The sequence below is a fragment of the Protaetiibacter mangrovi genome (assembly GCF_024752305.1).
Taxonomy (GTDB): domain Bacteria; phylum Actinomycetota; class Actinomycetes; order Actinomycetales; family Microbacteriaceae; genus Homoserinibacter; species Homoserinibacter mangrovi.
In genome coordinates this window covers 642,080-666,210 of the sequence record NZ_JANTHX010000007.1, presented here as the reverse complement: position 1 = coordinate 666,210, position 24,131 = coordinate 642,080, and the positions used below count along the sequence as shown (strand labels likewise).

Annotated in this window: 28 protein-coding genes and 1 tRNA gene; 20 read left to right on the top strand and 9 right to left on the bottom strand. The window is 71.5% G+C overall.

Annotated features, from left to right (window positions below; genetic code table 11):
* Positions 1-15: 15 nt before the first annotated feature.
* Positions 16-264 carry a hypothetical protein gene (locus NUH29_RS10875; protein ID WP_258799142.1) on the top strand — a complete coding sequence of 83 codons (249 nt, stop codon included), beginning with the start codon at positions 16-18 and terminating at the stop codon, positions 262-264.
* Positions 251-1,711: a hypothetical protein gene (locus NUH29_RS10870; protein ID WP_258799141.1), complete on the top strand. Its 1,461-nt coding sequence runs from the start codon at positions 251-253 to the stop codon at positions 1,709-1,711. Before NUH29_RS10875 ends, NUH29_RS10870 begins: the two co-directional genes overlap by 14 nt.
* Here the strand turns inward: NUH29_RS10870 and NUH29_RS10865 are convergent.
* A complete protein-coding gene (locus NUH29_RS10865) occupies positions 1,680-2,090 on the bottom strand; it encodes a phage holin family protein (protein ID WP_258799140.1) in 411 nt (136 codons plus the stop codon). The two genes, NUH29_RS10870 and NUH29_RS10865, sit on opposite strands and share 32 nt — an antisense overlap.
* Before the next feature lie 58 nt (positions 2,091-2,148).
* Here NUH29_RS10865 and NUH29_RS10860 point away from each other — a divergent pair, with 58 nt between their 5' ends.
* The 5 genes from NUH29_RS10860 (at position 2,149) to NUH29_RS10840 (ending at position 7,624) form a co-directional block, all read left to right on the top strand.
* On the top strand, positions 2,149-3,204 hold the full coding sequence (locus NUH29_RS10860; RefSeq protein ID WP_258799139.1) for a histidinol-phosphate transaminase: 1,056 nt from the start codon (positions 2,149-2,151) through the stop codon (positions 3,202-3,204).
* 35 nt (positions 3,205-3,239) lie between these two features.
* Entirely contained in the window at positions 3,240-4,358 is a 1,119-nt protein-coding gene (locus NUH29_RS10855) for a thiamine pyrophosphate-dependent dehydrogenase E1 component subunit alpha (RefSeq protein WP_258799138.1), read from the top strand.
* Positions 4,355-5,335 carry an alpha-ketoacid dehydrogenase subunit beta gene (locus tag NUH29_RS10850; RefSeq protein ID WP_258799137.1) on the top strand — a complete coding sequence of 327 codons (981 nt, stop codon included), beginning with the start codon at positions 4,355-4,357 and terminating at the stop codon, positions 5,333-5,335. The genes NUH29_RS10855 and NUH29_RS10850 overlap by 4 nt, the downstream gene beginning before the upstream one ends.
* Positions 5,336-5,361: 26 nt before the next feature.
* Positions 5,362-6,690: a dihydrolipoamide acetyltransferase family protein gene (locus tag NUH29_RS10845; RefSeq protein ID WP_258799136.1), complete on the top strand. Its 1,329-nt coding sequence runs from the start codon at positions 5,362-5,364 to the stop codon at positions 6,688-6,690.
* A gap of 91 nt (positions 6,691-6,781) precedes the next feature.
* Positions 6,782-7,624, top strand: coding sequence for a DUF8757 domain-containing protein (locus tag NUH29_RS10840; RefSeq protein WP_258799135.1), 843 nt, complete (start codon positions 6,782-6,784; stop codon positions 7,622-7,624).
* Here NUH29_RS10840 and NUH29_RS10835 read toward each other — a convergent pair.
* Positions 7,607-8,038, bottom strand: a complete 432-nt coding sequence (locus NUH29_RS10835) for a DUF488 domain-containing protein (RefSeq protein WP_258799134.1) — start codon at positions 8,036-8,038, stop codon at positions 7,607-7,609. The genes NUH29_RS10840 and NUH29_RS10835 overlap by 18 nt on opposite strands.
* 328 nt (positions 8,039-8,366) lie before the next feature.
* Here NUH29_RS10835 and NUH29_RS10830 point away from each other — a divergent pair, with 328 nt between their 5' ends.
* The 6 genes from NUH29_RS10830 to rpsN all read left to right on the top strand — a co-directional run bounded on the left by NUH29_RS10830 (position 8,367) and on the right by rpsN (position 11,321).
* Positions 8,367-9,173: a metal ABC transporter ATP-binding protein gene (locus NUH29_RS10830; protein ID WP_258799133.1), complete on the top strand. Its 807-nt coding sequence runs from the start codon at positions 8,367-8,369 to the stop codon at positions 9,171-9,173.
* On the top strand, positions 9,170-10,039 hold the full coding sequence (locus tag NUH29_RS10825; RefSeq protein WP_258799132.1) for a metal ABC transporter permease: 870 nt from the start codon (positions 9,170-9,172) through the stop codon (positions 10,037-10,039). Before NUH29_RS10830 ends, NUH29_RS10825 begins: the two co-directional genes overlap by 4 nt.
* On the top strand, positions 10,036-10,431 hold the full coding sequence (locus NUH29_RS10820; protein ID WP_258799130.1) for a Fur family transcriptional regulator: 396 nt from the start codon (positions 10,036-10,038) through the stop codon (positions 10,429-10,431). The genes NUH29_RS10825 and NUH29_RS10820 overlap by 4 nt, the downstream gene beginning before the upstream one ends.
* 174 nt (positions 10,432-10,605) lie before the next feature.
* Positions 10,606-10,842, top strand: coding sequence for a 50S ribosomal protein L28 (rpmB, locus tag NUH29_RS10815; protein ID WP_258799129.1), 237 nt, complete (start codon positions 10,606-10,608; stop codon positions 10,840-10,842).
* Complete coding sequence (gene rpmG / locus NUH29_RS10810) at positions 10,842-11,012, top strand: 50S ribosomal protein L33 (RefSeq protein ID WP_120762131.1); 171 nt, start codon at positions 10,842-10,844, stop codon at positions 11,010-11,012. Before rpmB ends, rpmG begins: the two co-directional genes overlap by 1 nt.
* A gap of 3 nt (positions 11,013-11,015) precedes the next feature.
* On the top strand, positions 11,016-11,321 hold the full coding sequence (gene rpsN, locus NUH29_RS10805; RefSeq protein ID WP_258799128.1) for a 30S ribosomal protein S14: 306 nt from the start codon (positions 11,016-11,018) through the stop codon (positions 11,319-11,321).
* Positions 11,322-11,331: 10 nt separating this feature from the next.
* Here the strand turns inward: rpsN and NUH29_RS10800 are convergent, their stop codons facing one another.
* Positions 11,332-12,822, bottom strand: a complete 1,491-nt coding sequence (locus NUH29_RS10800; protein ID WP_258799127.1) for a carboxylesterase/lipase family protein — start codon at positions 12,820-12,822, stop codon at positions 11,332-11,334.
* Positions 12,823-13,050: 228 nt separating this feature from the next.
* Here NUH29_RS10800 and NUH29_RS10795 point away from each other — a divergent pair, with 228 nt between their 5' ends.
* Both NUH29_RS10795 and NUH29_RS10790 read left to right on the top strand, forming a co-directional pair.
* Positions 13,051-13,335 (top strand): HU family DNA-binding protein, encoded by a 285-nt coding sequence (locus NUH29_RS10795; protein ID WP_258799125.1) that lies wholly within the window; start codon positions 13,051-13,053, stop codon positions 13,333-13,335.
* Positions 13,336-13,438: 103 nt separating this feature from the next.
* Positions 13,439-15,406: a bifunctional copper resistance protein CopD/cytochrome c oxidase assembly protein gene (locus tag NUH29_RS10790; protein WP_258799124.1), complete on the top strand. Its 1,968-nt coding sequence runs from the start codon at positions 13,439-13,441 to the stop codon at positions 15,404-15,406.
* A gap of 53 nt (positions 15,407-15,459) precedes the next feature.
* On the opposite strand, the gene NUH29_RS10785 is transcribed toward NUH29_RS10790, so the two are convergent.
* A complete protein-coding gene (locus NUH29_RS10785) occupies positions 15,460-16,404 on the bottom strand; it encodes a hypothetical protein (RefSeq protein ID WP_258799123.1) in 945 nt (314 codons plus the stop codon).
* Between the two features lie 59 nt (positions 16,405-16,463).
* Here NUH29_RS10785 and NUH29_RS10780 point away from each other — a divergent pair, with 59 nt between their 5' ends.
* Entirely contained in the window at positions 16,464-17,756 is a 1,293-nt protein-coding gene (locus tag NUH29_RS10780; RefSeq protein ID WP_258799122.1) for an ATP-dependent DNA helicase, read from the top strand.
* Positions 17,757-17,786: 30 nt separating this feature from the next.
* On the opposite strand, the gene NUH29_RS10775 is transcribed toward NUH29_RS10780, so the two are convergent.
* The 3 genes from NUH29_RS10775 to NUH29_RS10765 all read right to left on the bottom strand — a co-directional run bounded on the left by NUH29_RS10775 (position 17,787) and on the right by NUH29_RS10765 (position 19,195).
* The gene (locus NUH29_RS10775) at positions 17,787-18,440 is read right to left on the bottom strand and encodes a biliverdin-producing heme oxygenase (protein WP_258799121.1); all 654 of its coding nucleotides are present in this window, start codon (positions 18,438-18,440) and stop codon (positions 17,787-17,789) included.
* A 61-nt stretch (positions 18,441-18,501) separates the two neighbouring features.
* Positions 18,502-18,888, bottom strand: coding sequence for a DUF4383 domain-containing protein (locus NUH29_RS10770; RefSeq protein WP_258799120.1), 387 nt, complete (start codon positions 18,886-18,888; stop codon positions 18,502-18,504).
* Positions 18,889-18,895: 7 nt separating this feature from the next.
* On the bottom strand, positions 18,896-19,195 hold the full coding sequence (locus NUH29_RS10765; protein WP_258799119.1) for a DUF2470 domain-containing protein: 300 nt from the start codon (positions 19,193-19,195) through the stop codon (positions 18,896-18,898).
* A 51-nt stretch (positions 19,196-19,246) separates the two neighbouring features.
* Between NUH29_RS10765 and NUH29_RS10760 the strand changes: the two genes are divergently transcribed.
* The 4 genes from NUH29_RS10760 (at position 19,247) to NUH29_RS10745 (ending at position 23,193) form a co-directional block, all read left to right on the top strand.
* The gene (locus tag NUH29_RS10760) at positions 19,247-20,452 is read left to right on the top strand and encodes a cysteine desulfurase-like protein (protein ID WP_258799118.1); all 1,206 of its coding nucleotides are present in this window, start codon (positions 19,247-19,249) and stop codon (positions 20,450-20,452) included.
* An 11-nt stretch (positions 20,453-20,463) separates the two neighbouring features.
* Positions 20,464-22,272, top strand: coding sequence for an SLC13 family permease (locus tag NUH29_RS10755; RefSeq protein ID WP_258799117.1), 1,809 nt, complete (start codon positions 20,464-20,466; stop codon positions 22,270-22,272).
* A gap of 64 nt (positions 22,273-22,336) precedes the next feature.
* A complete protein-coding gene (locus NUH29_RS10750) occupies positions 22,337-22,978 on the top strand; it encodes a winged helix-turn-helix domain-containing protein (RefSeq protein ID WP_258799116.1) in 642 nt (213 codons plus the stop codon).
* Positions 22,975-23,193 (top strand): hypothetical protein, encoded by a 219-nt coding sequence (locus NUH29_RS10745; RefSeq protein WP_258799115.1) that lies wholly within the window; start codon positions 22,975-22,977, stop codon positions 23,191-23,193. Before NUH29_RS10750 ends, NUH29_RS10745 begins: the two co-directional genes overlap by 4 nt.
* Before the next feature lie 135 nt (positions 23,194-23,328).
* Here NUH29_RS10745 and NUH29_RS10740 read toward each other — a convergent pair.
* Both NUH29_RS10740 and NUH29_RS10735 read right to left on the bottom strand, forming a co-directional pair.
* Positions 23,329-23,399 (bottom strand) — tRNA-Gly (locus NUH29_RS10740).
* 30 nt (positions 23,400-23,429) lie between these two features.
* Positions 23,430-24,086, bottom strand: a complete 657-nt coding sequence (locus tag NUH29_RS10735; protein ID WP_258799114.1) for a DUF4386 domain-containing protein — start codon at positions 24,084-24,086, stop codon at positions 23,430-23,432.
* Between the last annotated feature and the right edge of the window lie 45 nt (positions 24,087-24,131).

Genomic DNA, 24,131 nt, shown 5'->3' with positions numbered 1-24,131 from the left:
CGGAAGGGAGGCGGGATGCCGTCGGATCCGTGGGAGTCGGAGCGGGCGCACGACCGCCTGCTGCAGCTCGCGACGCTGCACCGGACCGCGCTCGCCCGCGCGGCCCACCCGCCCCGGGTCGACCCCGAGGCCTGGCGGGGGCCGGCCGCCGACGCCTACGGCTGGTGCGCCGAGCTGGTCGCCGAGCGGATGCGCGAGGCGGCCGCCGAGCTCGGCGACGCGGTCGCCCTCGCCCGGCTGGAGGCGACCCGTGCGCTCGGATGATCCCGCTCCGGGGGCGCCCGCGTCCGTGACCCCGGCGAGCCCGCTCGTCGTGCACTCCGGCCGGTCGACGCTCGTCGCGACCGACGCGCTGCTCGCCCACCTGTCGCGGCTGGCGGCGCTCGCCGACGAGGTCGAGGCCGACGGGCATCGCCTGGCGCTGCTCGCGCTCGACTGCCCGCCCGGGACGCTCCGCGGCTCGGTCGACCGCTGCCGCGGCGCCGCCCTCTCGCTCGCCGAGGAACTCCGGGCGCTGCGGCGCTCGGTGGCGCTCGCCGAGGAGGTCTACGACGCGGGGGAGCGCATGGCGACCTGGATGCAGGACGCCGCCGCCGAGTGGCTCACGGGCGCGCTGTCCCGCGCCGTGCTGTCCCTGCTGCCGGGCGCCGTGCTCGGCGGGGTCATCGCCTGGAACATGGCGCCCGGAACCGCCGCCCAGAAGAAGGCCGCGGTGCAGCGCTGGATGCTCGACCATCCCCGCCTCATCACGAGCCCGGGGTTCTCGGAGGTGGTGCGTCGGGTGGTGACAGGAGCCGACGACGCGGCTCTCGGGGCGGCGGGCGCGCCGCCGTGGTTGCCGGTGGTGCTCGGCGAGCACGGCCTCGGAATCCTCGGCGTCGACACGAGCGCCGCGGTCATCGTCGCCGCAGGAGGGCTGAGCGGCACCCGTGTCTTCCACGAGACACCCGTGCGCGTCGAACGGATCGCGCAGCACTCCACCGCCATGGCACCGAGCGGGGCCGAGCAGCGCCTCGCCCGGGTGCCCGACGACGAGCAGGTGCGCATCGAGCGCTACAGCGCACCCGGCGAGGCGGATCGTTTCGTGGTCTACGTCGCGCCCACCCAGACCTTCTCGCCCGTCGCCGACGAGGAGGCGTGGGATCTGACGAGCAATGTGGCCGGGGTCGCGGGTCTGCCCGCCGGATCCATCCGCGCGACCGAGCAGGCGATGGCCGACGCGGGCATCACGGCCGACTCCGAGATCGTGCTGGTCGGGTTCTCGCAGGGCGGCCTGGTCGCGGATGCGATCGCCGCGTCCGGCGACTGGAACGCGGTGGGCCTCGAGACCTACGGCGACCCCGGGGGCGGCATCGCTCTGCCCGAGGGGGTCCGCGGCGTGGCCGTGCGGCACAGCGACGACTTCGTGGTGGCGACCGGCGGCCCGCAGGGCGCCACCGACCGCACGATCGTCGAGCGACGGGCGTATCCGGAGGGGTCGACCATCCCCACCGACCTGCCCGCGCCGGCGCACCAGCGACGCGCGTACGCCGAGACCGCACGACTGCTCGATGCCGCCCGGTCGCCGGAGCTGCGGGGTGAGCTCGACGCCATCGACGCCTTCACGCACGACTACGCGAGTCGCGCGGGCTCGGAGATCACGACGTTCGGCTATCGCGCCGAACGCCTGCCCGCCGAGGTCAGCGCTTCTTCGTCAGCGGGCGGAAGATGATGCCGATCAGCCACCCGATGATGCCGAGCACGAGCGCACCGAGCACACCCCACCAGAAGCTCTCGACCGACAGGCCGAAGCCCATGAGGGTCGAGATCCAGGCCACCAGCAGGAACAGCAGGCCGTTCACGATGAGCGAGATGAGCCCGAGCGTCAGGATGTAGAGCGGGAACGCGACGATCCGGATGGCGGTGCCGATCACGCCGTTGACGATGCCGAAGATCGCGGCGAACAGCACGTAGGTCCAGAACAGCGGCCACGACCAGCCCGTCCCGTCGGCGGCGGCGTCCCAGGACGAGACCTGCACGTGCGGATTCAGGATCAGCACGGTCAGCCAGAGGGCGAGGGCGTTGATGAGCAGGCGGACGACGAATCGCATGCCGCCATCATCCCAGCGGCCACGTCCCGGCGCCAGGCGCCGCGCTTAGGCTGGGCGCATGGCCGTCACCCTGCGCCCCGAGATCGCCGCGCTCGACCCGTACCGCCAGGGCCGCCCGGCGCCCGCCGACGCGTTCAAGCTGTCGAGCAACGAGAACCCGTTCCCGACCCTCCCCGCCGTCGTCGACGCGATCGCCGCGTCGAGCGTCGCGCGCTACCCCGACGGCGCCGCCACCGCCCTCCGGGTGCGTCTCGCCGAGCGCGCCGGGGTGACGGTCGACGAGGTGCACGTGGGTGCCGGATCGGTGTCGATCCTGCACCAGCTGGCCCAGGCCAGCTCCGGTCCCGGCGACGAGATCCTCTACTCCTGGCGCTCCTTCGAGGCCTATCCCGGCATCGTGACCGTCTCCGGCGCGACGAGCGTCACCGTGCCGAACCTGCCCGACGGCTCGCACGACCTCGAGGCGATGGCGGCCGCCGTGACCGATCGCACCCGCCTGGTGCTGGTGTGCACGCCCAACAACCCGACCAGCGCGACCGTGACGGCCGCCGCGTTCGAGACGTTCATGGCCGCGGTGCCCGACACCGTGCTCGTCGTGCTCGACGAGGCCTACCGCGAGTTCGTGACCGACGCGGATGCCGTCGACGGGCTGCCGCTGCTCGAGCGCCACCCGAACCTGGTGGTGCTGCGCACCTTCTCGAAGGCATACGGCCTCGCGGGGCTGCGGGTCGGCTACGCGATCGGCCCCTCCTACGTGCTCGACGCCTGCCGGGCCACCGCGATCGCCCTCTCCGTCACCGAACCGGCGCAGCGGGCCGCGCTCGCGGCACTCGACAACGAAGACGTCTACCGCGCCCAGATCGCCGAGCTCGTGGAGCGCCGCGACCGCATCCGCGACGGCCTCCGGGCTCAGGGGTGGGACCTCCCCGAGCCGCAGGGCAACTTCGTCTGGCTGCCCACGGGAGACCGCACGGCAGCCGCGGCGCAGGTGTTCGAGGCCCACGGGATCGTCGCCCGGGTGTTCGCACCGGAGGGAATCCGGATCACCGTCGGCGAGGAGGAGTCTGTCGAGACGCTCCTACGAGCCGCGGATGAGGTTGTGCGCACCCTCTGAACGGCGGGGAATACGGCGCGGCTAGGGTAGAGCCCATGTCCTATACCGAGGCGACGGTCCAGCTGCTCTCGCCCCAGGGCTCGCTCGTCGAGAGCGACGCGACCGCCCCCTACCTGCCGCTCATCGCGGGGCTCGACGAGAGCCGGCTGCTCGACTTCCACCGTCAGATGGTGGTGATCCGCCGCTTCGACATCGAGGCGGGCAACCTGCAACGGCAGGGTCAGCTCGCCCTGTGGATCCCGAGCCTCGGCCAGGAGGCCGCGCAGGTCGGCTCGGGCTACGCCGCCCGCAGCCAGGACCACATCTTCCCCGCCTACCGCGAGCACGTCGTCGGCCGCATCCGCGGTCTCGACCCGATGCGCATCATCGAGATGCTCCGCGGCCTCAGCCACGGCGGGTGGGTGCCGGAGGAGACGGGCAACTTCCACCTCTTCACCCTCGTGATCGGATCCCAGGCGCTGCACGCGACCGGCTACGCGATGGGCATGCGCTTCGACGGGGTCGTCGGCACCGGCGACCCGGAGGTCGATGCGGCGACGCTCGTCTACTTCGGCGACGGGGCCACCAGCCAGGGCGACGTCAACGAGGCGTTCGTCTTCGCCGCGAGCTACCAGACGCCGCAGGTGTTCTTCCTGCAGAACAACCACTGGGCGATCTCGGTGCCGGTCGAGCGCCAGTCGCGCACCCCGCTGTACCTGCGCCCCGCGGGTTTCGGCATCCCGAGCGTGCAGATCGACGGCAACGACGTGCTCGCGAGCTACGCCACCACCCGGGCCGGCCTGGACGCCGCGCGCGCCGGCGAGGGACCGCGCTTCATCGAGGCGCTCACCTACCGGATGGGCGCCCACACCACGAGCGACGACCCCACCAAGTACCGCGAGGACGAGGAGACGCGCTTCTGGAGCGAGCGCGACCCCATCACCCGCTACGAGGCGTACCTGCGGGGCAAGGGCGTCGGCGACGACTTCTTCCGCGAGGTGGCCGTCGAGGCCGAGGATCTGGCCGCCGACGCGCGTCGCCGCACCCTCGCGCTCACCGACCCGCCCACGAGCAAGGTGTTCGCGCACGTCTACACCGACGCGCATCCGCTGGTCGCCGAGGAGGCGGCCTGGTACTCGGCCTTCGAGGCCGGCTACGAGGAGGCCGGGTCATGACCGAGCGGATGATGCCGATGGCGAAGGCCATCAACGAGGGACTGCGCGCGGCGATGACCGCCGACCCGAGCGTGCTGCTCATGGGCGAGGACATCGGCACCCTCGGCGGCGTGTTCCGGGTCACCGAGGGTCTCAAGGCGGAGTTCGGCGAGAACCGGGTGCTCGACACCCCGCTCGCCGAGTCGGGCATCGTCGGCACGGCGATCGGCCTCGCCATGCGCGGCTACCGTCCCGTGTGCGAGATCCAGTTCGACGGCTTCATCTTCCCCGGATTCGATCAGATCACCTCGCAGCTGGCCAAGCTCACCTACCGGCACGAGGGCTCGCAGGCCTTCCCGGTCGTCATCCGGGTGCCGTACGGCGGCCACATCGGCGCGGTCGAGCACCACCAGGAGAGCCCCGAGGCGTACTTCGCCCACACCGCGGGCCTGCGCGTGGTGAGCCCCGCCACCCCGAACGACGGCTACTGGATGATCCAGCAGGCGATCGCCTCGAACGACCCGGTGCTGTTCTTCGAGCCGAAGAGCCGCTACTGGCAGAAGGGCGAGGTGGCCGACGACGGCGTGCCCACGCCGCTGCACCAGAGCCGCGTCGTGCGCACCGGAACCCAGGTGACGCTCGTCGGGCACGGCGCGATGGTCGCCCAGCTCCTGCAGGCCGCCGAGGTGGCGGCGGGGGAGGGGACGAGCGTCGAGGTGATCGACCTGCGCTCGCTGTCGCCCATCGACTTCGCGCCGATCCTCGCCTCCGTGCAGAAGACCGGCCACCTCGTCGTCGCGCAGGAGGCCCCCGGCAACGTGTCGGTCGGGTCCGAGATCGCCGCCACCATCGCCGAACGGGCCTTCTTCTCGCTCGAGGCGCCCGTGCTGCGCGTCTCCGGATTCGACACCCCGTTCCCCCCGGCCAAGCTCGAAGGCGCGTATCTTCCGGATGTGGACCGCATCCTGGAAGCCGTCGACCGCTCGCTCGCCTACTGACCTTCCCCCAGCCGTAAGGAGGCCCCGTGGCCCACGCAGAGTTCCCCCTGCCGGATGTCGGCGAAGGACTGACCGAGGCGGAGATCGTCGCCTGGAAGGTGAAGCCCGGCGACCAGGACGCCGTGAACCAGGTGCTCGTCGAGATCGAGACCGCGAAGTCGCTCGTCGAGCTGCCGTCGCCGTTCGCGGGCACGGTCACCGAGCTGCTGGCCGAAGAGGGGGCCACCGTCGAGGTGGGCGCCCCCATCATCCGCGTCGACTCGGCGGGCGGCACCATCGAACTGCAGGCCCCGGCCAACGACTCCGAGAGCCTCGGGGCCGTCTCCGATCCGGTGCACATGGCCGAGAAGGAGGAGGCGGGGTCCGGCTCCGTGCTCGTCGGCTACGGCTCCAAGGGCGGCCACGGCGGCGCGCGCCGCCGCCGCCCCGGGCCCGCCGTCGCGACCGACACGGCGCCCGTGCGCACGGTCGCCCGCACCGCCGCCCGCCCCGGCGCGCAGGTGATCGCGAAGCCGCCCATCCGCAAGCTCGCCAAGGACCTCGACGTCGACCTCTCGCAGGTGAGCGCCACCGGGCCAGGCGGCGAGGTGCTGCGCGAAGACGTCATCCGGCAGGCCGAGCAGGCGAGCGTCTTCCGCAACATCCAGACCCCCGCCTGGCCGAGCGAGCGCGAGGAGCGGATCCCGGTCAAGGGCGTGCGCAAGGCGACCGCGCAGGCCATGGTCGCCTCCGCGTTCACCGCGCCGCACGTCTCCGTCTTCACCGACGTCAACGCCACCCGCACGATGGAGTTCGTCAAGCGCCTCAAGGCCTCGCCCGACTTCGCCGGGGTGCGCGTCTCGCCGCTGCTCGTGATGGCGAAGGCGATCATCTGGGCGGTGCGCCGCAACCCGACGGTCAACTCGACGTGGACCGACGAGGAGATCATCGTGCGGCACTACGTCAACCTCGGCATCGCGGCCGCGACGCCGCGCGGTCTGATCGTGCCGAACGTCAAAGACGCGCAGGACCTCAGCCTGCTCGAGCTGGCGCAGTCGCTCGAGCAGCTGACGCTCGTGGCCCGTGAGGGCAAGACCCAGCCGGCGCAGATGTCCGGCGGCACCATCACCATCACCAACCTCGGCTCGTTCGGGATGGACACCGGAACCCCGATCCTCAACCCCGGCGAGGTCGCGATCGTCGCGCTCGGAGCGATCAAGCAGAAGCCGTGGGTGGTGGACGGCGAGGTGCGCCCCGCCTACGTCACGACCGTCGGCGCCTCCTTCGACCACCGCGTGGTCGATGGCGACGTCGCCTCCCGCTTCACGGCCGACGTCGCGTCGGTCCTCGAGGAGCCGGCGCTGCTGTTGGACTGATCCTTCATGCGCGGTTCGGTGTGTGCGCCGAGGGGTCGGGAGATCCCCACCACAGGCCACTCGTGTCCGGGGCGTTCAGTACGTTCGCCTCATGCAGATTCGAGGAGAGCTCGCTCGAGTACTCATCACCGTCAAGGCATCCCCTCAGCCATCGGCTAAGTATGGCGACACGGTCTGCGTTGCCGGCATCCGTATCGACGGTGGCCGTGCCGACTGGATTCGCCTTTACCCAGTTCCGTTTCGCTGGTTGGGAGGCGAACAGCAGTTCAAGAAGTATGACGTCGTCGACCTGGAGGTTCGGCGCGCCGTAGGCGATTCCAGGCCGGAGAGCTACAAGCCTGACATCGAGACCATCCGCGTGGTTGGCCACCTCGACGACTGGAGCCGGCGACAGCCGATCTTCGAGCGCGTGGTTCGCACGACAACATGCCAATTGAGCCGAGCGGCGACCGAGCGACACGATGCGCTGTCGCTCGGAATGGTGCAGGTGCGATCGCTCGACGGCTTGGAGTTCGAGGTCCACCCAGGGTGGTCTGACGCGGAGAAGCTGAAGATCGCGGCAAGCGTCCAGGGCACCCAGTTGTCACTGTTCTCGGAGCCTGGTCGTACTCCCCCGGAGTTGAAGGCACCCAGGTTCAAGGTTCGCTACCGATACCGCTGCATGGAGGCTGACTGCCCTCGCCACGTGGGCCAAATTCTCGATTGGGAGCTCACGGCACTCCAATACCGGCAACGCGGCAGCGACGCCGAACTCAAGGCAGCTGTGGAGGAGCGGTTCGCGGCGGGGATGTTCGAGGGACGGACGACTTCGTTCTTCATGGGCAACTTCGAGGATCCACGCAAGCGGCACGGCTTCAGCGTCTTGGGAGTGCACTATCCCCCCGCCGGCATCGCCAGCCGCCTCGGGCTCTTCGATCTAGACAGCGACGCTTGAGGTCAATGCTTCTCGGACCGCGTCCAGCACCTGTTGCCGGTGGCAATGCTCCTCCGCCGACTCGTAGCAGAGCAGCGCCACGGTGTGGTGTTTGCTCAGTTCCGCAACCTCTTGAATCGCACTCGCGGCCGCCCCGTCTTCGAGCAGCTGCCGGAATCGCGCTCGGGCGCCGTCTCCCTCGGACGTCGCAACTTCGGAATACGCCGAACGATTGTCCTTTGGGTTACCGAGCCGTCTTTCGTGCACGTACCTGATACCAGCCACTTCTAGTGCCTCGGCGAGGGCACGTTTCGAGTAACCCTTTTTTCGTGAAAGGGCATTGAGCCGGACATCGACCACGACATCAGCGCCGCGAAGCCTCAGCCGCGAAACCAAGTCATCCACGGTAAGACCTTCGTATCCGATTCCGAACACCGTCATCTCCTTGATCGAGTGGCGTGCATGCGCCCGATGAAGCCGAACTCGGCAACGAGTTGAGCACGTCCGTGCCCCGGCTCTCGCTATGAACACGCTCCCGCAACTAGCGCAGCGCTGGCTTCCTGCACGCCGCCGCAAGAGTTCGAGCCGGACTTCGCGGGCCAGTGACGCGAGCCGTTGATCGGTCTCAGCTCGCAGCTCCATGAAACGAATATATGTGTTACGTCAGTCGGACGCTGCCCATCGCCCGCTCCAGCCGCACCACGCTGCGCGCGGCGACCGCCTCTCGCAGCGGGTGAGAACGGTTCTCATGTAGCATGGCGCGGTGAGCGAACCGGTACTGAGCGTGCGGGACGCCGAGCTGCGGCTCGGCGCGCGCACCCTGTGGTCGGGGCTCGACCTCGACGTGGCGCCGGGGGAGTTCGTGGCTGTGCTCGGCGCCAACGGCTCGGGCAAGACGAGCCTGTTGCGGGCGATCCTCGGGCAGCATCCGCTCGCGGCGGGCGAGATCCGCTTCGCGGGCGAGCCCGTGCACCGGGGCGACCGGCGCATCGGCTACGTGCCGCAGCAGCGCGGCCAGGATCCGGCGATGCGCATCCGGGGCCGCGACCTGGTGCGTCTCGGTGTCGACGGCGAGCGCTGGGGCCCCGGGTGGCCGAGCGCCGCGCGACGGGCGCACGTGGACGGGCTGCTCGAGGCGGTCGGCGCCACCCACTACGCGCGGGTGCCGGTGTCGCTGCTCTCGGGCGGCGAGCAGCAGCGGCTGCGCATCGGGCAGGCGCTCGCCGGCGACCCGCTGCTGATGCTGTGCGACGAGCCGCTCGGCTCGCTCGACCTGCGGGCCCAGCGCGTGGTGAGCGAGCTCATCGACCGGCACCGCGCCGAGCGCGGGTTCGGGGTGCTGTTCGTCACGCACGACGTGAACCCCGTGCTCGGCATGGTCGACCGCGTGCTGTACCTCGCGGGCGGCCGCTTCCGCATCGGAACCGCGGATGAGGTGCTCACCTCGGAGGTGCTCTCGGAGCTGTACCAGGCCGAGGTCGACGTGATCCGCACCCACGGCCGCGTGATCATCGTCGGCGCCCCCGACCACTCGCACCACGAGCACGAGCACCACGGGGGTGCGGCGTGAGCGACTGGTGGAACGCGCTGTTCGACTTCAGCGACTACGGGGCACTGCTCGCGCTCCTGCACAACTCGATCCTCGCCGGCGCGGTGCTCGGCATCGCGGGCGGACTCATCGGCGTCTTCGTCATGACGCGCGACCTCGCCTTCGCGGTGCACGGCATCAGCGAGCTGTCGTTCGCGGGCGCCGCGGCGGGCCTGCTGTTCGGGGTCGGCGTGGTCGAGGGGTCCATCATCGGGTCGCTTGCGGCGGCGCTCATCATCGGCCTGCTCGGCTCGCGGGCGCGCGAGCGCAACTCGATCACCGCCGTGCTGATGCCCTTCGGGCTGGGTCTCGGCATCCTGTGCCTGGCGCTCTATCCGGGTCGCGCCTCGACCAAGTTCGGGTTGCTGACCGGGCAGATCGTCGCGGTCGACGATCCGCAGCTCGGGTGGCTCGCGTTCGTGTGCGGCGTCGTCGTGCTCGGACTTCTCGTCGTGTGGCGTCCGCTCTCGTTCGCGAGCCTCGACCCCGAGGTCGCGGCGGCGCGCGGTGTGCCGGTGCGCGGACTGTCGATCGTGTTCATGCTGCTGCTCGGCCTCGCCGTCGCGGCGAGCATCCAGATCGTCGGCGCGCTGCTGGTGTTGTCGATCCTCGTGACGCCGGCGGCGGCGGCGCTGCGCATCTCGAGCTCGCCGCTGTGGGTGCCGCTGCTCTCGATGGCCTTCGCGCTCGTCTCGCTCGTGGGCGGGATCCTCCTGGCGCTCGGGTCGAGCGTGCCGATCAGCCCCTACGTCACGACCATCTCGTTCCTGATCTGGGGGGTCTGCGTGCTCGCCTCCCGGCGCCGCAAGGATCGCCGTACCCTTGTCGCGAGGGAGGTGGCGGCGTGAAGCGGAACACCTGGCAGCGCGAGGCCGTGCGCGATGCGCTCGGCCGCACCGAGGGCTTCGTGTCGGCGCAGGCGCTGCACGCCTCGCTGCGCGGTACCGGCTCCGAGGTCGGCCTGGCGACGGTCTACCGCGCCCTCGCCGATCTCGCCACCGAGGGGGAGGCCGACTCGCTCGTGCAGGAGGGCGAGAGCCTCTACCGCGCGTGCACGCCCGGCTCGCACCACCACCACCTGATCTGCCGCAACTGCGGCACGGCGGTCGAGATCTCCGCGGACCCGGTGGAGGCGTGGGCGCGGCAGGTCGCCGCCGAGCACGGCTTCACCGAGCCGAACCACGTGGTCGACGTGTTCGGGCTCTGCCCCGAGTGCAGCAGGGCGGCGTCCTCCCGCTGACCCGACTGGCGGGCGCGGCATCCGTCGGGTATCCTCGGAGGGTTGCGCAGCAATGCGCTTCCCTGTGCGCCGTCGCGGCCCCGCAGTCACCATCGCGGGGACCACGTCCTGGCGTGCCGACAAGTGACCTTGGGTGGGGCGATCGCCCCACGGTAGCGATTAAGGAAAGAAACCATGGCAGCTGTGTGCCAGGTGACCGGAGCCGTCCCCGGCTTCGGACACAACATCTCGCACTCGCACCGCCGGACGAAGCGCCGCTTCGACCCGAACGTGCAGAAGAAGAAGTACTACGTGCCCTCGCTCAAGCGCACCGTCACCCTCACGGTGTCGGCTAAGGGCATCAAGGTGATCGACGCGCGCGGCATCGAGTCCGTCGTCGCCGAGATCCTGGCCCGTGGGGAGAAGATCTGATGGCCAAGAAGGCACAGGACGTCCGTCCGATCATCAAGCTCCGCTCGACCGCCGGCACCGGGTACACCTACGTGACCCGCAAGAACCGCCGCAACGACCCCGACCGCATCGTGCTGAAGAAGTACGACCCCATCGTGCGCAAGCACGTCGAGTTCCGAGAGGAGCGTTAAGCAATGGCCAAGAAGAGCAAGATCGCGAAGAACGAGCAGCGGAAGGTCATCGTCGAGCGCTACGCCGCGAAGCGCCTCGAGCTCAAGAAGGCGCTCGTCGACCCGAACTCGACCGACGAGCAGCGCGAGGCCGCACGCCTGGGCCTCCAGAAGCTGCCCCGCGACGCCTCGCCGATCCGCGTGCGCAGCCGCGACGCGATCGACGGCCGCCCGCGCGGTGTGCTGACGAACTACGGCATCTCCCGTGTGCGCTTCCGCGACATGGCCCACCGCGGCGAGCTGCCCGGTGTGACCAAGTCGAGCTGGTAAGCAGCACGCATCACGTCCGAGGGGGCGTCGGCTTCGCGCCGGCGCCCCCTCGTCGTCCGTCCGGATGCGGTCGACGCCTCCGCAGGGTGGCCAGCGCCTCCGCGCGCGGCAGCGGCACCTCGGTCGTCTCGGTGTCGTAGCGGCGTACGCGTCCGCCGTCGCGGAACGGCGACCAGCCCGGTGACTGCTGCGTGACGAAGCGCACCCAGTCCCCGTGCATCCGGTCGGCGAGCGCCTGCGGCGCCGCGTCGCCCGCCATCCGGCGCGCGTCGTCGGTGTCGAGGGCGTCGAAGACGAAGCCCAGCTCGAGGGCATGGGCCGCGCGCAGGTCGCGCACCGGGCTCGGCCAGGTGAACTCGTACAGGTGGGTGGCGGCGGCGCGCGCCTCGGCCACCGCGACGGCATCCGCGCGCAGCAGACGATCGGTCGCGAGCTGGCCGAGCAGCTCGCCGGGCGAGGCGTCGGGCCAGGCATCGCGGTAGGCGCGCACCGCCCGCCCGGGCATCCTCGTCGCGAGGGCGGCGAGTCGCAGCTTGACCGAGCCGATGCGCGCGAGCGCCGCCGGATCGAGCCACAGCCGGTACTCGTCGGTGTTGGTGCCGATCACGAGCGGGGCGTCGACCGCCGCCAGACCGTCGACCGGCGAGACGGGGAGGGATGCCGGGTCGAGGCACAGCGTGAATCCGGGGGTGCCGCTGAGCGGGGTGCTGCCGGCGGACTGTGCGGACCGCGCCGCGAGCAGCTCGGTCGGGGCGACCTCCCGGAACGACTCCGCGGTCGCGGGCCTCCTCATCACGGTCGCCAGCTCGCGTGTCACCCGGCCGGCCCGCTCGGGCGGCTCGGCCACGAGGGGACCGCTCTCGACGATCGCACCCGCGACCCGCTCGGCGACGCCCGGGCGCATGAGCAGCGCCGCGACGAGCGCCCCGCCCGCGGACTCCCCGGCGAGGGTGATCCGGGTGGGATCGCCGCCGAACGCGCCGATCTCGCGATGCACCCACTCGAACGCGGCGGCCACGTCTTCGAGGCCGAGGTTGCGCGGGATGCCCGGCAGCACCGAGAAGCCCTCGGCGCCCAGGCGGTAGTTCATCGACACGAACACCACGCCGTCGCGGGCGAACGGCGCCCCGTCGTACAGCTCGAGCGCGGAGGTGCCCCGTTCGAGCGCGCCGCCGTGCACCCAGAGCATCACGGGCGCGCCCGCGGCACCCGCCGGCGCCCACACGTTGACGGTCAGGATGTCGTCGCCCGGGATCACGAGGCTGCGCAGCAGCTCGGCGGCGCCGGCGCGGTACGGCAGCTGCGGCGCGGTGGGGCCGAACTCGACCGCGTCGCGCACCCCGAGCCACCGTTCGACGGGCTGCGGAAGGCGGAACCGGAGCTCGCCGAACGGCGGTTTCGCGTAGGGGATGCCGAGGAACCGGTTCCACCCGTCGCCCGAGGTGCCGGTCAGCGCACCAGTCGAGATCGTCGCCGTCGGTCGGTCATCGGGTCCGCGCACCTCCTCATCATGTCGTCCGGGTGCCGGAACGCCCCGGATGACGCAGGCGAAACCCTCAACCATCACCTGAGGTCGAGTTCGGGAAAAGGCCCGAAAAGCCCGGGAATGTCGGGGATCGCTGGTAGTTTCGTGCACGGTTCAGGGGCCGACAACCTCCGGGCCGACCCCCCGCGGCATCCTCTTCGGGCGCCGCACCGAAATCGAGTAAACCGTCCGAGGAGGACACCCATGGCTGACACCCTCAACAAGAGCGACCTCGTCGCCGCCATCGCGGCCGAGACCGGCGAGAGCCAGGCGGCCGTCAACAAGGTCGTCGACGCGTTCTTCTCCGTCGTCGCGTCGCAGGTCGGCGGCGGCACCAAGGTCAGCATCCCCGGCTGGCTCTCGTTCGAGAAGACCCACCGTGCCGCGCGTGCGGGCCGCAACCCCGCGACCGGTGAGACCATCCAGATCGCCGCCTCGAACGGCGTGAAGGTCTCGGCCGGCAGCAAGCTCAAGGCCGCCGTCAAGTAACGACGCCGAACGCTCCTCAGGGGCGCCGACCATCGATGGTCGGCGCCCCTGTCGCGTTCCCGGGCGGTTCGGCGGCTCCGGGCACCGCGCTTAGGCTGGACGGGTGCGGCGCCTCGCCTGGGTCACCGGACCCGCCCTCCTCCTGCTCGCCGCGTTCGCGGCGCTGCTGGTGGCGCTCGCCGTCGGCGGGGGAGCCGACCCGTTGCCGCTCGTCGATCCCGGCGCCGTCGTGCGCTACGGCATCCCGGTCGCGACCGTGTTCGTCGACCTCGGCGCGGCAGCGACCCTCGGGGCGCTGCTGCTGGCGTGCTTCGCGCTGACGCCCGGCGAGAAGGCATACGACCGTGCGGTCGACGTCGCCGCGGCCGGCGCCGGCGTCTGGGCGGTCTCGTCGGCGGCCATGTGCTTCCTGCTCTTCCAGAGCCTGCACATCTCGGCACCGACGCTCGACGACGCGTACGGCCAGCAGCTCGGCACCTTCCTCACCGACGTTCCCGTGGGGCGCGCCTGGCTCGCGGTCACGCTCATCGCGGCCGCCGTGACCGCGGTGTGCTTCGCGGTGCGCCACGTCGTCGCCCTCGCGCTCGTCGGGATCGCCTCCGCCCTCAGCCTGCTGCTCATCGCCCTGCAGGGGCACGCCGGCTCGACCGCCGACCACGACATCGCGGTGAGCGCCCTGTGGCTGCACCTGCTGTTCGCGGGCGTCTGGGTCGGCGGCCTGCTCACCGTCGTCATGGTGCGGCGTCACCTCGACCGCACGCGGCTCGCGGTCGTGCTCTCGCGCTACTCCACCGTCGCGCTCATCTGCTTCATCGTGGTCGCCGTCTCCGGATACGCGTCCGCCGCCATCCGGGTGGGGGAGTTCGCGAACCTCACCACGCCCTACGGCGTGATCGTGGTCGGCAAGGTGCTGTCGCTGCTCGCGCTCGGAGCGCTCGGGGCCGTCCAGCGGCGGTGGGCGATCGGTCGGATCGCCCGCGACGGATCGCGACGCTGGTTCGCGCTCGTCGTCACCGCCGAGATCGTCTTCATGGGGGTCGCGTCGGGTCTCGCGGCGGGACTGGCGCGCACGGCGCCCCCGATCGACGAGGTTCCCGCCACCGATCAGGCGAACCCGTCGCCCGCCGAGTACCTCACCGGCATCCCGCTCCCGCCGGAGCTCACCCCGCTGCGCTATCTGACCGAGTGGCGGCTCGAGCTCGTGTGGGCGCTCGTCGTCGCGTTCGGCGCGTTCTTCTACCTCGCCGGCGTCTGGCGACTCCATCGCCGCGGCGACCGCTGGCCGATCCACCGCACCGTCCTCTGGATGCTGGGGCTCGCGGGCCTCGCGTGGGTGACGAACGGCGCGCCCGCCGTCTACGAGCAGTTCCTGTTCTCGGCCCACATGCTCGGCCACATGATCCTGACGATGGCGATCCCGATCCTGCTCGTGCTCGCGGCACCCGTGACGCTGCTGGCGCGCGCCGCCCGCAAACGCGACGACGGCAGCCGCGGTGGACGCGAGTGGGTGCTGTGGGCGGTGCAGTCCCCCGCGGGATCGCTGCTCACCAACCCGTTCGTCGCCGCGGTGCTGTTCGCGGCGTCGCTCTGGGTCTTCTACTACACGCCGATCTTCCGCTGGGCGGTCACCGACCACGTCGGCCACCTCTGGATGGTGCTGCACTTCCTGCTGACCGGGTACCTCTTCGTCCTCGTGCTGGTCGGCGTGGATCCCGTGCGGAAGCGCCCGCCGCACGCCCTGCGGCTGCTGCTGCTGCTCGCGACGATGGCGTTCCACGCCTTCTTCGGGCTGGCCATCATGTCCGACCAGGGGTTGATGCTCGCCGACTGGTTCGGGGCGATGGGACGCACCTGGGGCCTGCCGCCGCTCGAAGACCAGCGCTGGGGCGGGGGGATCGCCTGGTCGGTCGGCGAGATCCCGACCGTCGCGCTCGCGATCGTGGTGGCCATCCAGTGGGCGCGCAGCGACGACCGCGAGGCGAAGCGCCGCGACCGGGCCGCCGACCGCGACGGCGAGGCCGAGCTGGCCGCCTACAACGAGATGCTGGCGAAGCGCGCCCTGCGGCCGTAGGGGGCCAGGCACGCGACGCGTCGCGGACACCGAGATCGACTCGGGGTGCAGACTCAGCGCAGGGCGGGGATGAGGCGGAGCGTGTCGCCATCGAAGGCGACGCGATAGCCGGCGGAGAACGGCACGTCCTGCTCGAGCGTCGAGATCGAGCCGTCGAAGATCGACTGCACCTCGACGCTCAGGTGCGCGACGCCGTCGGCGGGAGGCACCGCCCACAGGCCGATCTCGTCCGACGCGGCGACCGTCGCCTGCGGCATCCGGGCGATCGTCCACTCGGGCACCCCGGCGACCCGGTTCTGGATGGCGAAGCCGAACGGGCAGCCGGTCGGGAAGAGCACCTGCTGGGTGGTGCACGCCGTGAGGTCCGCCTCCATCGCGTCCTGCGCGGCGGCGACGAACGCGTCGTCGGGCTCGACGGCGACGGCGACGGATGCGGGGGAGCCCGTCGCGGCGACCGTGACGGGGTCGGCGGTGAGGTACTCGGAGTCGTGGGCGACGGTGTAGACGCCCGGGCTGAGCGCGGCGAAGACCACGGGGCCGCCGTCGGCGACGTCGAGGGGGAGCCGTCCGACGCTCACCCGGGTGTCGCCCGTCGTGGTGAGCGTCAACGCGGTGACCGGGGAGTCGGCGAAGCCCCACTCGGGGAAGAGGCCGAACCGGGTTCCGACGCGCTCGACCGTCAGGTGTGTGCGTCCGCTCGTGCCCGCCCCCGAGAACGCGACGATGACGGTGTGCACTCCCGCGGTCTCGTCGTCGCCCTCGATCGACCAGTCGAACTGCGTGAGGGCGAGCGGGTCCAGCAGCCGGGGGTCGAGGCCGTCCGCGTCGACGCCCGGGAGGGCCAGCACGTCGTCGACCCGGCCGGCGCTCAGCGCGCCGAGGTAGTCGCGCACGAAGGCGGATGCGGAGAACACGGTCGCGCCCGCGACCGCGACCCCGCCGATGATCGCGCCGAGGAGCACCACCGCGGCTCCCACCCAGCCGAGCACGATCCTCATGCTGCACATTCTGCCGCGCCCGCGCGGCTGCGGCGGCGCGCCTCGGTTAGCCTTCTGGGATGCCGCGATCCGATCTCGCCCCCGAGCAGCGGGCGGTGTTCGAGGCGATCGAGACGACGCGCGAGCACATCTTCGTCACGGGGCGCGCGGGCACCGGCAAGTCGACCCTGCTCGAGTACCTCGCCTGGAACACCTCCAAGCAGCTCGTGATCTGCGCGCCCACCGGGGTCGCTGCGCTCAACGTGGGCGGGCAGACCATCCACTCGCTGTTCCGGTTGCCGATCGGGGTGATCGCCGACCACGAGATCGAGCAGTCGGCCGAGCTCAAGAAGCTGCTGAACACCATCGAGACCCTCGTGGTCGACGAGGTGTCGATGGTGAACGCCGACCTGCTCGACGCGATGGACCGCAGCCTCCGCCAGGCGCGGCAGCGGCCGCACGAGGCCTTCGGCGGGGTGCAGCTCGTGCTCTTCGGCGATCCGTTCCAGCTGGCGCCCGTGCCGGGCGACGGTGACGAGCGCGCCTACTTCGCCGACCGCTACCGCTCCATCTGGTTCTTCGACGCCCGGGTGTGGGACGAGACCGAGCTCACCATCTACGAGCTCGGCACCATCCACCGCCAGCACGAGCTCGAGTTCAAGCAGCTGCTGAACGCGGTGCGCTACGGCATGGTCACCGCCGAGATGGCGGGGCGCCTCAACTCCGTCGGGGCGCGTCCGGCGCCCGACGACGGCACCATCACGCTCGCCACCACCAACCAGACGGTCACCCGCATCAACCAGACCGCTCTCGCCCGCCTCCCCGGGCGGGTGCTGTCGGCCGTGGCCGACGTGAACGGCGACTTCGGCGGCCGTGCGTACCCCGCCGACGAGCGGCTCGAGCTGAAGGTCGGCGCGCAGGTGATGTTCCTGCGCAACGACGCGGGCGGCGAGGGCCGCTGGGTCAACGGCACGATCGGCGAGGTCGTGAAGATCGCCGACGACGTCACGGTCGAGGTCGACGGTGAGAGGCACCTGGTCGCGCCGGTCACCTGGGAGCGCTACAAGTACAGCTACTCGCCCGTCACCAAGCAGCTCACGAAGGATGTGGTGGCCGAGTTCACGCAGTTCCCGCTGCGGCTCGCGTGGGCGGTCACCATCCACAAGTCGCAGGGCAAGAGCTACGACTCGGCGATCGTCGACCTCGGGCAGCGCAGCTTCGCCCCGGGCCAGACCTATGTGGCGCTCAGCCGGCTGACCACGCTCGACGGGCTCTACCTCACCCGACCGCTGCGGCCGAGCGACATCATCGTCGACGACAACGTGCGCCGGTTCATGTCGCGCGCGAAGCCCATCCCGGGCATCGAGGCGTAGCGGTTTCGATACGCCCGCTGCGCGGGCTACTCAACCAGCGAGAGGCGCCTTCGCGCGGGCCAGGTCGTCGAAGAGCTCGGTGTTGAGGCGGTAGGCGAGCAGCACCTCGTCGATCACCCGCTCGCGCTCGGCGTCGTCCCAGTCCACGCGGTCGAGCTCGTCGCGGTAGGTCTGCTTGAACGACTGCGGGTCGGCGATCTCGTCGAAGAGGTAGAAGCCGACGCCGTTGGTCTCGAAACCGAAGCGGCGCTGCATCACCGTGCGGATGAACTGGCCGCCCGAGAGGTCGCCGAGGTAGCGGGTGTAGTGGTGCGCGACGAAGCCGCCGGACCAGCGCTCGGCGGCGACGCGGCGGATGCGTTCGACGTACGCGACCGTGGTGGGGAGCGGGGCGATCTGCGCGCGCCAGTCGTGGCCGAGCAGGAACCCGAGGTCGGACTCCAGCGCGGGGAGCCGCGTCAGACGCGGGGTCACGAAGTGGGCGACCACGGCATCCCCGGCGAACGCCGCCTCGGCGGCCTCGAGCGCCTCGTAGATGAAGTAGTGCTGGGCGACGAGCGCGATGTAGTCGGCCCGGGTCCCCTCGCCCTTCATGAGGTCGGACATGAACCCGGCGCCCTCGCTGTCGGAGTGTCCGGTCCAGGTGCGCTCGCGCAGAGCCTGGGAGAAGGGCAGCACCGACACGGGGACTCCTCGAGGTTAGGTTCCCCTTAGCTTATGTGCGACTGAAGGTTTGCACCAGGCGTCATCCCGCCGCGGTCCGCGCCGCGCCGATCCCCGTCGCGAGCAGGGCCGAGGCGGCGGCGAAATGCAGCACGTTTCCGACGCCCGACAGCGCGAGCACGTTGAGCGGCGTGCCCACCACGAACAGGCCGACGAACCCCAGCACCAGCAGCAGCAGGCCGACCCCCACGTTCATCGGCCGCGCGAGGCGATCACCGCGGAGGGCTCCGGCCGCCAGGCAGCCGGCGATCACGAGGTGCACGCCCGCGAGGGCCAGGTCGGTGCCGAGCAGGCCGGCCAGCAGCACGCCGGCGCCCTGGTCGGCGCCGGCCGCCGCGATCGCGCCCCAGATCCCGAGCACGCCGAAGACGAGGGCTCCCGCCGCCCCGGCGATCCGATTGGGCGTCACGGCCGGATCAGGCGTGCGGCCGGGGCTCGACGCCGAGCTTGCCGCACGCGGCGTCGTAGAGGGCGACGATCTCGCGGCGGATCTCGGGACGCTCCTGCAGGTCGCGGGACCACGGCAGATGCAGCTCGGCGTCCTCGCCGGCCACCGTGTAGCGCCAGGTCCCGCCCCGGTGGTCGAGGTCGATCATGCGGGCCGCCTCCGGATCGCGGCCGGCGAAGGCGCGCACGATGAGGAGGTTGTCGTCGAGATGGTCGTCGTTCATGTGCGCGAGCACCGCCTCGACGACCTCGGGGGCGAAAACGGTCACGCGCACACGCTAATCCACCCGCCTGGGCATCGGGTCTGCTGTGATGAGCGGGTGAGCTTCGACCTCGACGCCTTCCGTGCCCGCTTCCCCGCCCTCGAGACCGGGGTGGCGCACTTCGACGGCCCGGGCGGCACGCAGACGCCGCGCGAGGTGGGCGAGGCGATCGCCCGCACCCTGACGGGACCGCTGTCGAACCGCGGAACGGCCACGACCTCGGAACGCAATGCGACGGATGCGGTGGCGGCGATGCGCGCGGCCGTCGGCGACCTGCTCGGCGTGCCGGCATCCGGGGTCGTCTACGGGCGCAGCGCCACCCAGCTCGCGTACGACTTCTCGCGACACCTGTCACGGGACTGGGTGCCGGGCGACGAGGTCGTCGTGACGCGCCTCGACCACGACTCCAACGTGCGCCCGTGGGTGCAGGCGGCGGCCCGGACGGGGGCGACCGTGCGCTGGATCCAGCTCGACCCCGCCACCGGCGAGCTGCTGTTCGACGACCTCGACGAGGTGCTCTCCGAGCGCACGCGGGTGGTCGCGCTCACCGCCGCCTCCAACCTCATCGGCACCATGCCGCCGGTGCGGGCGATCGCGGATGCGGCGCACGAGCGCGGCGCGCCCGTCTACGTCGACGCCGTGCACTACGCGGCGCACGAGCTCGTCGACCGCGAGGCCCTCGGCGCCGACTTCGTCGTCTGCTCGCCGTACAAGCTGCTCGGTCCGCACTGCGCGGTGCTCGGCGCCGACCCGGTGCTGCTCGAGACGATCCGCCCCGACAAGCTCGCGCCGTCGACGGATGCCGTGCCCGAGCGCTTCGAGTTCGGCACGTTGCCGTACGAGACGATGGCGGGTGTCACGGCGGCCGTCGAGGTGCTCGCGGGCCTCGCCCCCGGGGACGCGACGACCCGCAGGGGCGCGCTCGTCGCATCGTTCGAGGCGCTGCACGCCCACGAGTCGTCGCTGCTCGCCCGCCTCGAGGGGCATCTCGCCTCCCTCGGCGACCGGGTGGTGGTGTGGTCCCGGGCGGCGCGGCGCACCCCGACCGTGCTCATGACATTCCCCGGCCGCTCGGCCGCGGAGGCCGCGGAGTACCTTGGGCTGCGGCAGGTGCACGCCCCGAGCGGCAACTTCTATGCGCTCGAGGCGTCGCGCGCGCTCGGCCTCGGCGACGGCGGCGGATTGCGCGTCGGCCTCGCGCCGTACACGACGGCCTCCGAGATCGACCGGCTGGCAGAGGGACTCACCGCGTTCCTCGGATGACGGAGGCGAGCATGAGCATCGACCTGATCGTCGTCCTCGTGCTGCTCGCCGTCGCGATCGCGATGTTCGCGATGGGCCGCCCGCGGATGGACGTGGTCGCGGTGCTGGCCATCGTCGCGCTGCCGCTGGCCGGCATCCTGAGCGTTCCGGATGCGCTCTCCGGGTTCGCCGACCCGAACGTGGTGCTGATCGGGGCGCTGTTCGTCGTGGGGGCGGGCCTCTCGCACACCGGGGTGACCTATCGCCTCGGCGACTGGCTGGCGGCTCGCGCGGGACGCGACGGGCGACTGCTCGTGGTGCTGCTGATGCTCGCGGTCGCCGTGCTCGGTTCGATCATGAGCTCGACCGGCGTCGTGGCGATCTTCATCCCCGTGGCCCTCAGCATCGCCGCCCGCACCGGCATCTCGCCGCGACAGCTGCTCATGCCGCTGAGCTTCGCTGCGCTCATCAGCGGCATGCTCACGCTCATCGCGACCGCGCCGAACCTCGTCGTGGACGCCGAGCTGCGACGCGCCGGCCTCGACGGCTTCGGCTTCTTCACGGTCACCCCGGTGGGCCTCGTCGTGCTCGTGCTCGGCATCGGCTACATGCTCGTGGCGCGCCGCTTCCTCGGAGGCGGACCGACCGCCCGCGGCGCATCCGCGCGCACCTTCTCGACCCTCGTCGCCGACTACGCGGTCGACTCCCGCGTGCGCACCTTCCGCGTCGAACCGGGGTCGCCGCTTCTCGGCCGGGCGCTCCTGGGGCTGGAGGTCGGAACCGCGCACAGCTCGGTGCTGGGTGTCGAGCGCCGCCGACTGCTGCGGGGCACCACGCTGACGGCCGGAGCGGAGACCACGGTGCGCCGGGGCGACACGCTGGTGTTCGATCTCGCGCCCCCCGAGGAGCGCCTCGACGAGCTGGGGCTCGTCGAGGTCGAGCTCCCGGGCGACTTCTTCGCGAGCTACTCGCGGCAGCTGGGGATGGCGGAGCTGCTGGTGGCGCCCGACTCCGCGGCCGTCGACCGCAGCGTGGTCGAGCTGCGCATCCGGTCCGACCACGACCTGACCGTGCTCGGCGTCCGCCACGCCGGCCGCGCCGTCGGACCGGCGTTCCTCGAACGACGCCTGGCGCTCGGCGACACCCTGCTGGTCGCGGGCGCCTGGGAGACCATCCGGCGGATGCGCGCGGCGGGCGGTGATTTCGTCGTGCTCGATCTGCCCGTCGAGTCGACGGAGGCGGCGCCCGCCGCTGACCGGGCACCCCTCGCGATCCTCTCCGTGCTCGTCATGATCGTGCTCATGGTGACCGGCACGGTGCCCAACGTGCTCGCGGCGCTCATCGCGGCCCTGCTGATGGGGGCGGTCGGCGCCGTCGACCTGAAGACCGCCTACCGGGCCATCCACTGGCCCACGCTGCTGCTGATCGCCGGGATGCTCCCATTCGCGCAGGCGCTCGAGCAGACCGGTGGAGTCGACCTCGCGGTCGACGGGCTGCTCGCGGTGACGGGCGGGGCCGGGCCGTACCTGGTGCTGGCGGTGCTCTTCGCGATCACCGCGCTCATCGGCATGTTCGTCTCGAACACCGCGACGGCGGTGCTGATGGCGCCGGTGGCGATCACGGCCGCGCAGCACCTGGGCTTCTCGCCGTATCCGTTCGCGCTCATCGTGGCGCTCGCGGCGTCGGCGGCCTTCATGACCCCGGTGTCGTCGCCGGTCAACACGCTCGTCGTGGAGCCGGGGCGCTACCGATTCGGGGACTTCGTGCGGATCGGGGTGCCGTTCACCCTGGTGGTGCTGGTCGTGAGCGTGGTGCTGGTGCCGGTGCTGCTGCCGTTCTAGGCGATCGGACGCATTCGCAAAGAAGTGTTTGCAAAGATTGCTTTGCAAAGGTACCTTTGCCTTCATGGAACCGATCGAGCAGCAGCCCAGCAGCAGCCGGCACCCTGGCATCGACCACGTGCTGCCGACCGAGGCGCTGCGCGCCCTCGCGCATCCGCTTCGGGTGCGCATCTTCGACGAGCTCTCGGCCTACGGCCCCCTGACCGCGAGCGGCCTCGCGGAGCGGCTGGCCGAGTCGAGCGGGGCGACGAGCTATCACCTGCGCCAGCTCGAGAAGCACGGCCTCGTGCGAGAGGTGGTCGGTCACGGCGCGCGCCGGGAACGCTGGTGGGAGCGCCGGCCGGGATCCATCGCCACCCCCGAGCCGCGGGACCTGCCGCCGGGCAGCGCCGAGCGCCTCGCCGCGCAGCTCGTGGAAGACGAGTGGTACCGGGCACGCGACGCGAACCTGCACGACTTCCTCGGCGCCGGCGAGAGCGTCTTCGGCGACGAGTGGCTCGACGCCGCGACCTTCGACACCATCAACCTCCGGCTCACCGCGCCGCAGCTGCACGAGCTGATCGCCGACATCGACGTCGTGCTGCAGAAGTACATCGCCGCGTACAAGACCACCCCGACGCCGGGCAGCCGCCCGGTGCAGATGCACATCAACGCCTTCCCGCTCGTGCGCGGCGAGGTCACCCCGGGAGAAGAGGACCGACCATGAGCGCTGCGACCGCCCGCGACGCGATCCCCGCGACCCGCATCGGGGTCGGCGAGCTGGCCATCCGGCTGGGCCGCGCGCTCGAGCGCTGGGGGCGACGCCATCCGTCCGCACCGACCCGCGCGGAGCTCGAGCGGCGGATCAGCCGCCGGCTGCAGGCGCAGGCCGCGGATGCAGAGGCCCGCGCCCTCGTCTTCCGGGCGACCGCGCGGGGCTGAGAATCGTCCCCACCGCCCCTCCACCCGCGGCTGCGCCGCGCGCGGAGCCTCCGGCGGCGTGGGCCCACCCAGGGGTTCGATCCACTGCAACTCGAAGGTCCTGCCGAACGGCAGACGCCGTCCGTCAGGACCTTGAGGGGCTGACGGGAATCGAACCCGCGCTGTCTGCTTGGGAAGCAGAAGTTCTGCCATTGAACTACAGCCCCGCAGCCGCCAGGCGGCCACAGACGTAGAGCCTATACGAGGGCGTCGACCGCGGTATTCCGGAAGCCGGCGAAGGTCAACCACAGCCCGAGGCTCAGCTCCCACAGCGCGATCGGCGCGGCGGCCGCGGCGGCCAGGGGCGACGTCTGCTCGAACACCCCGAACACGGTCGCCGTCGCCGAGGCGAGCAGCAGCGGGATGCCGATCATGCCGACGATCGGGATCGCCCGCGGCACGAGCCGCCCGCGGTACAGGGCGGGCGCGAGGCACAGCGCGTTGATCGCCGGGATGAGGCCGGGGCCGAGCAGGAACGCCCAACGGTGGGCCTCCACCAGGAGCTCGGCGGAGGGGTCGTCGGCGGCTGCGCCCGCGACGCGGAGCGCGGACAGCGTGAGCACGGTCGCCACGCCGACCAGGATGAGCGCCGCCTCGGTCGTGCGGGCCGCGACGAAGCCGAGCGCGGCGACCTCGCTCACCCGGCGCACGACGGGCGCGAGCACCACGGCGGTGCCGATGCAGCTGACGGCCAGCACGATCTCGAGCACGGCGCCCGTCGCGGTGGGTGAGGGGTCGGGATGCGCGCCGCCGGCGAGCAGGGGTACGTAGAGCGCGGCCGCGGGGATCGAGGTGACGAAGGTCAGCAGGTAGAGCACGCCCGCGGCGAGCGAGAGGCGGCGATGGTCGGGCACGGTGATCCTTTCGGTGGGGTGTACGGCGTACACCAAGCGACTCGA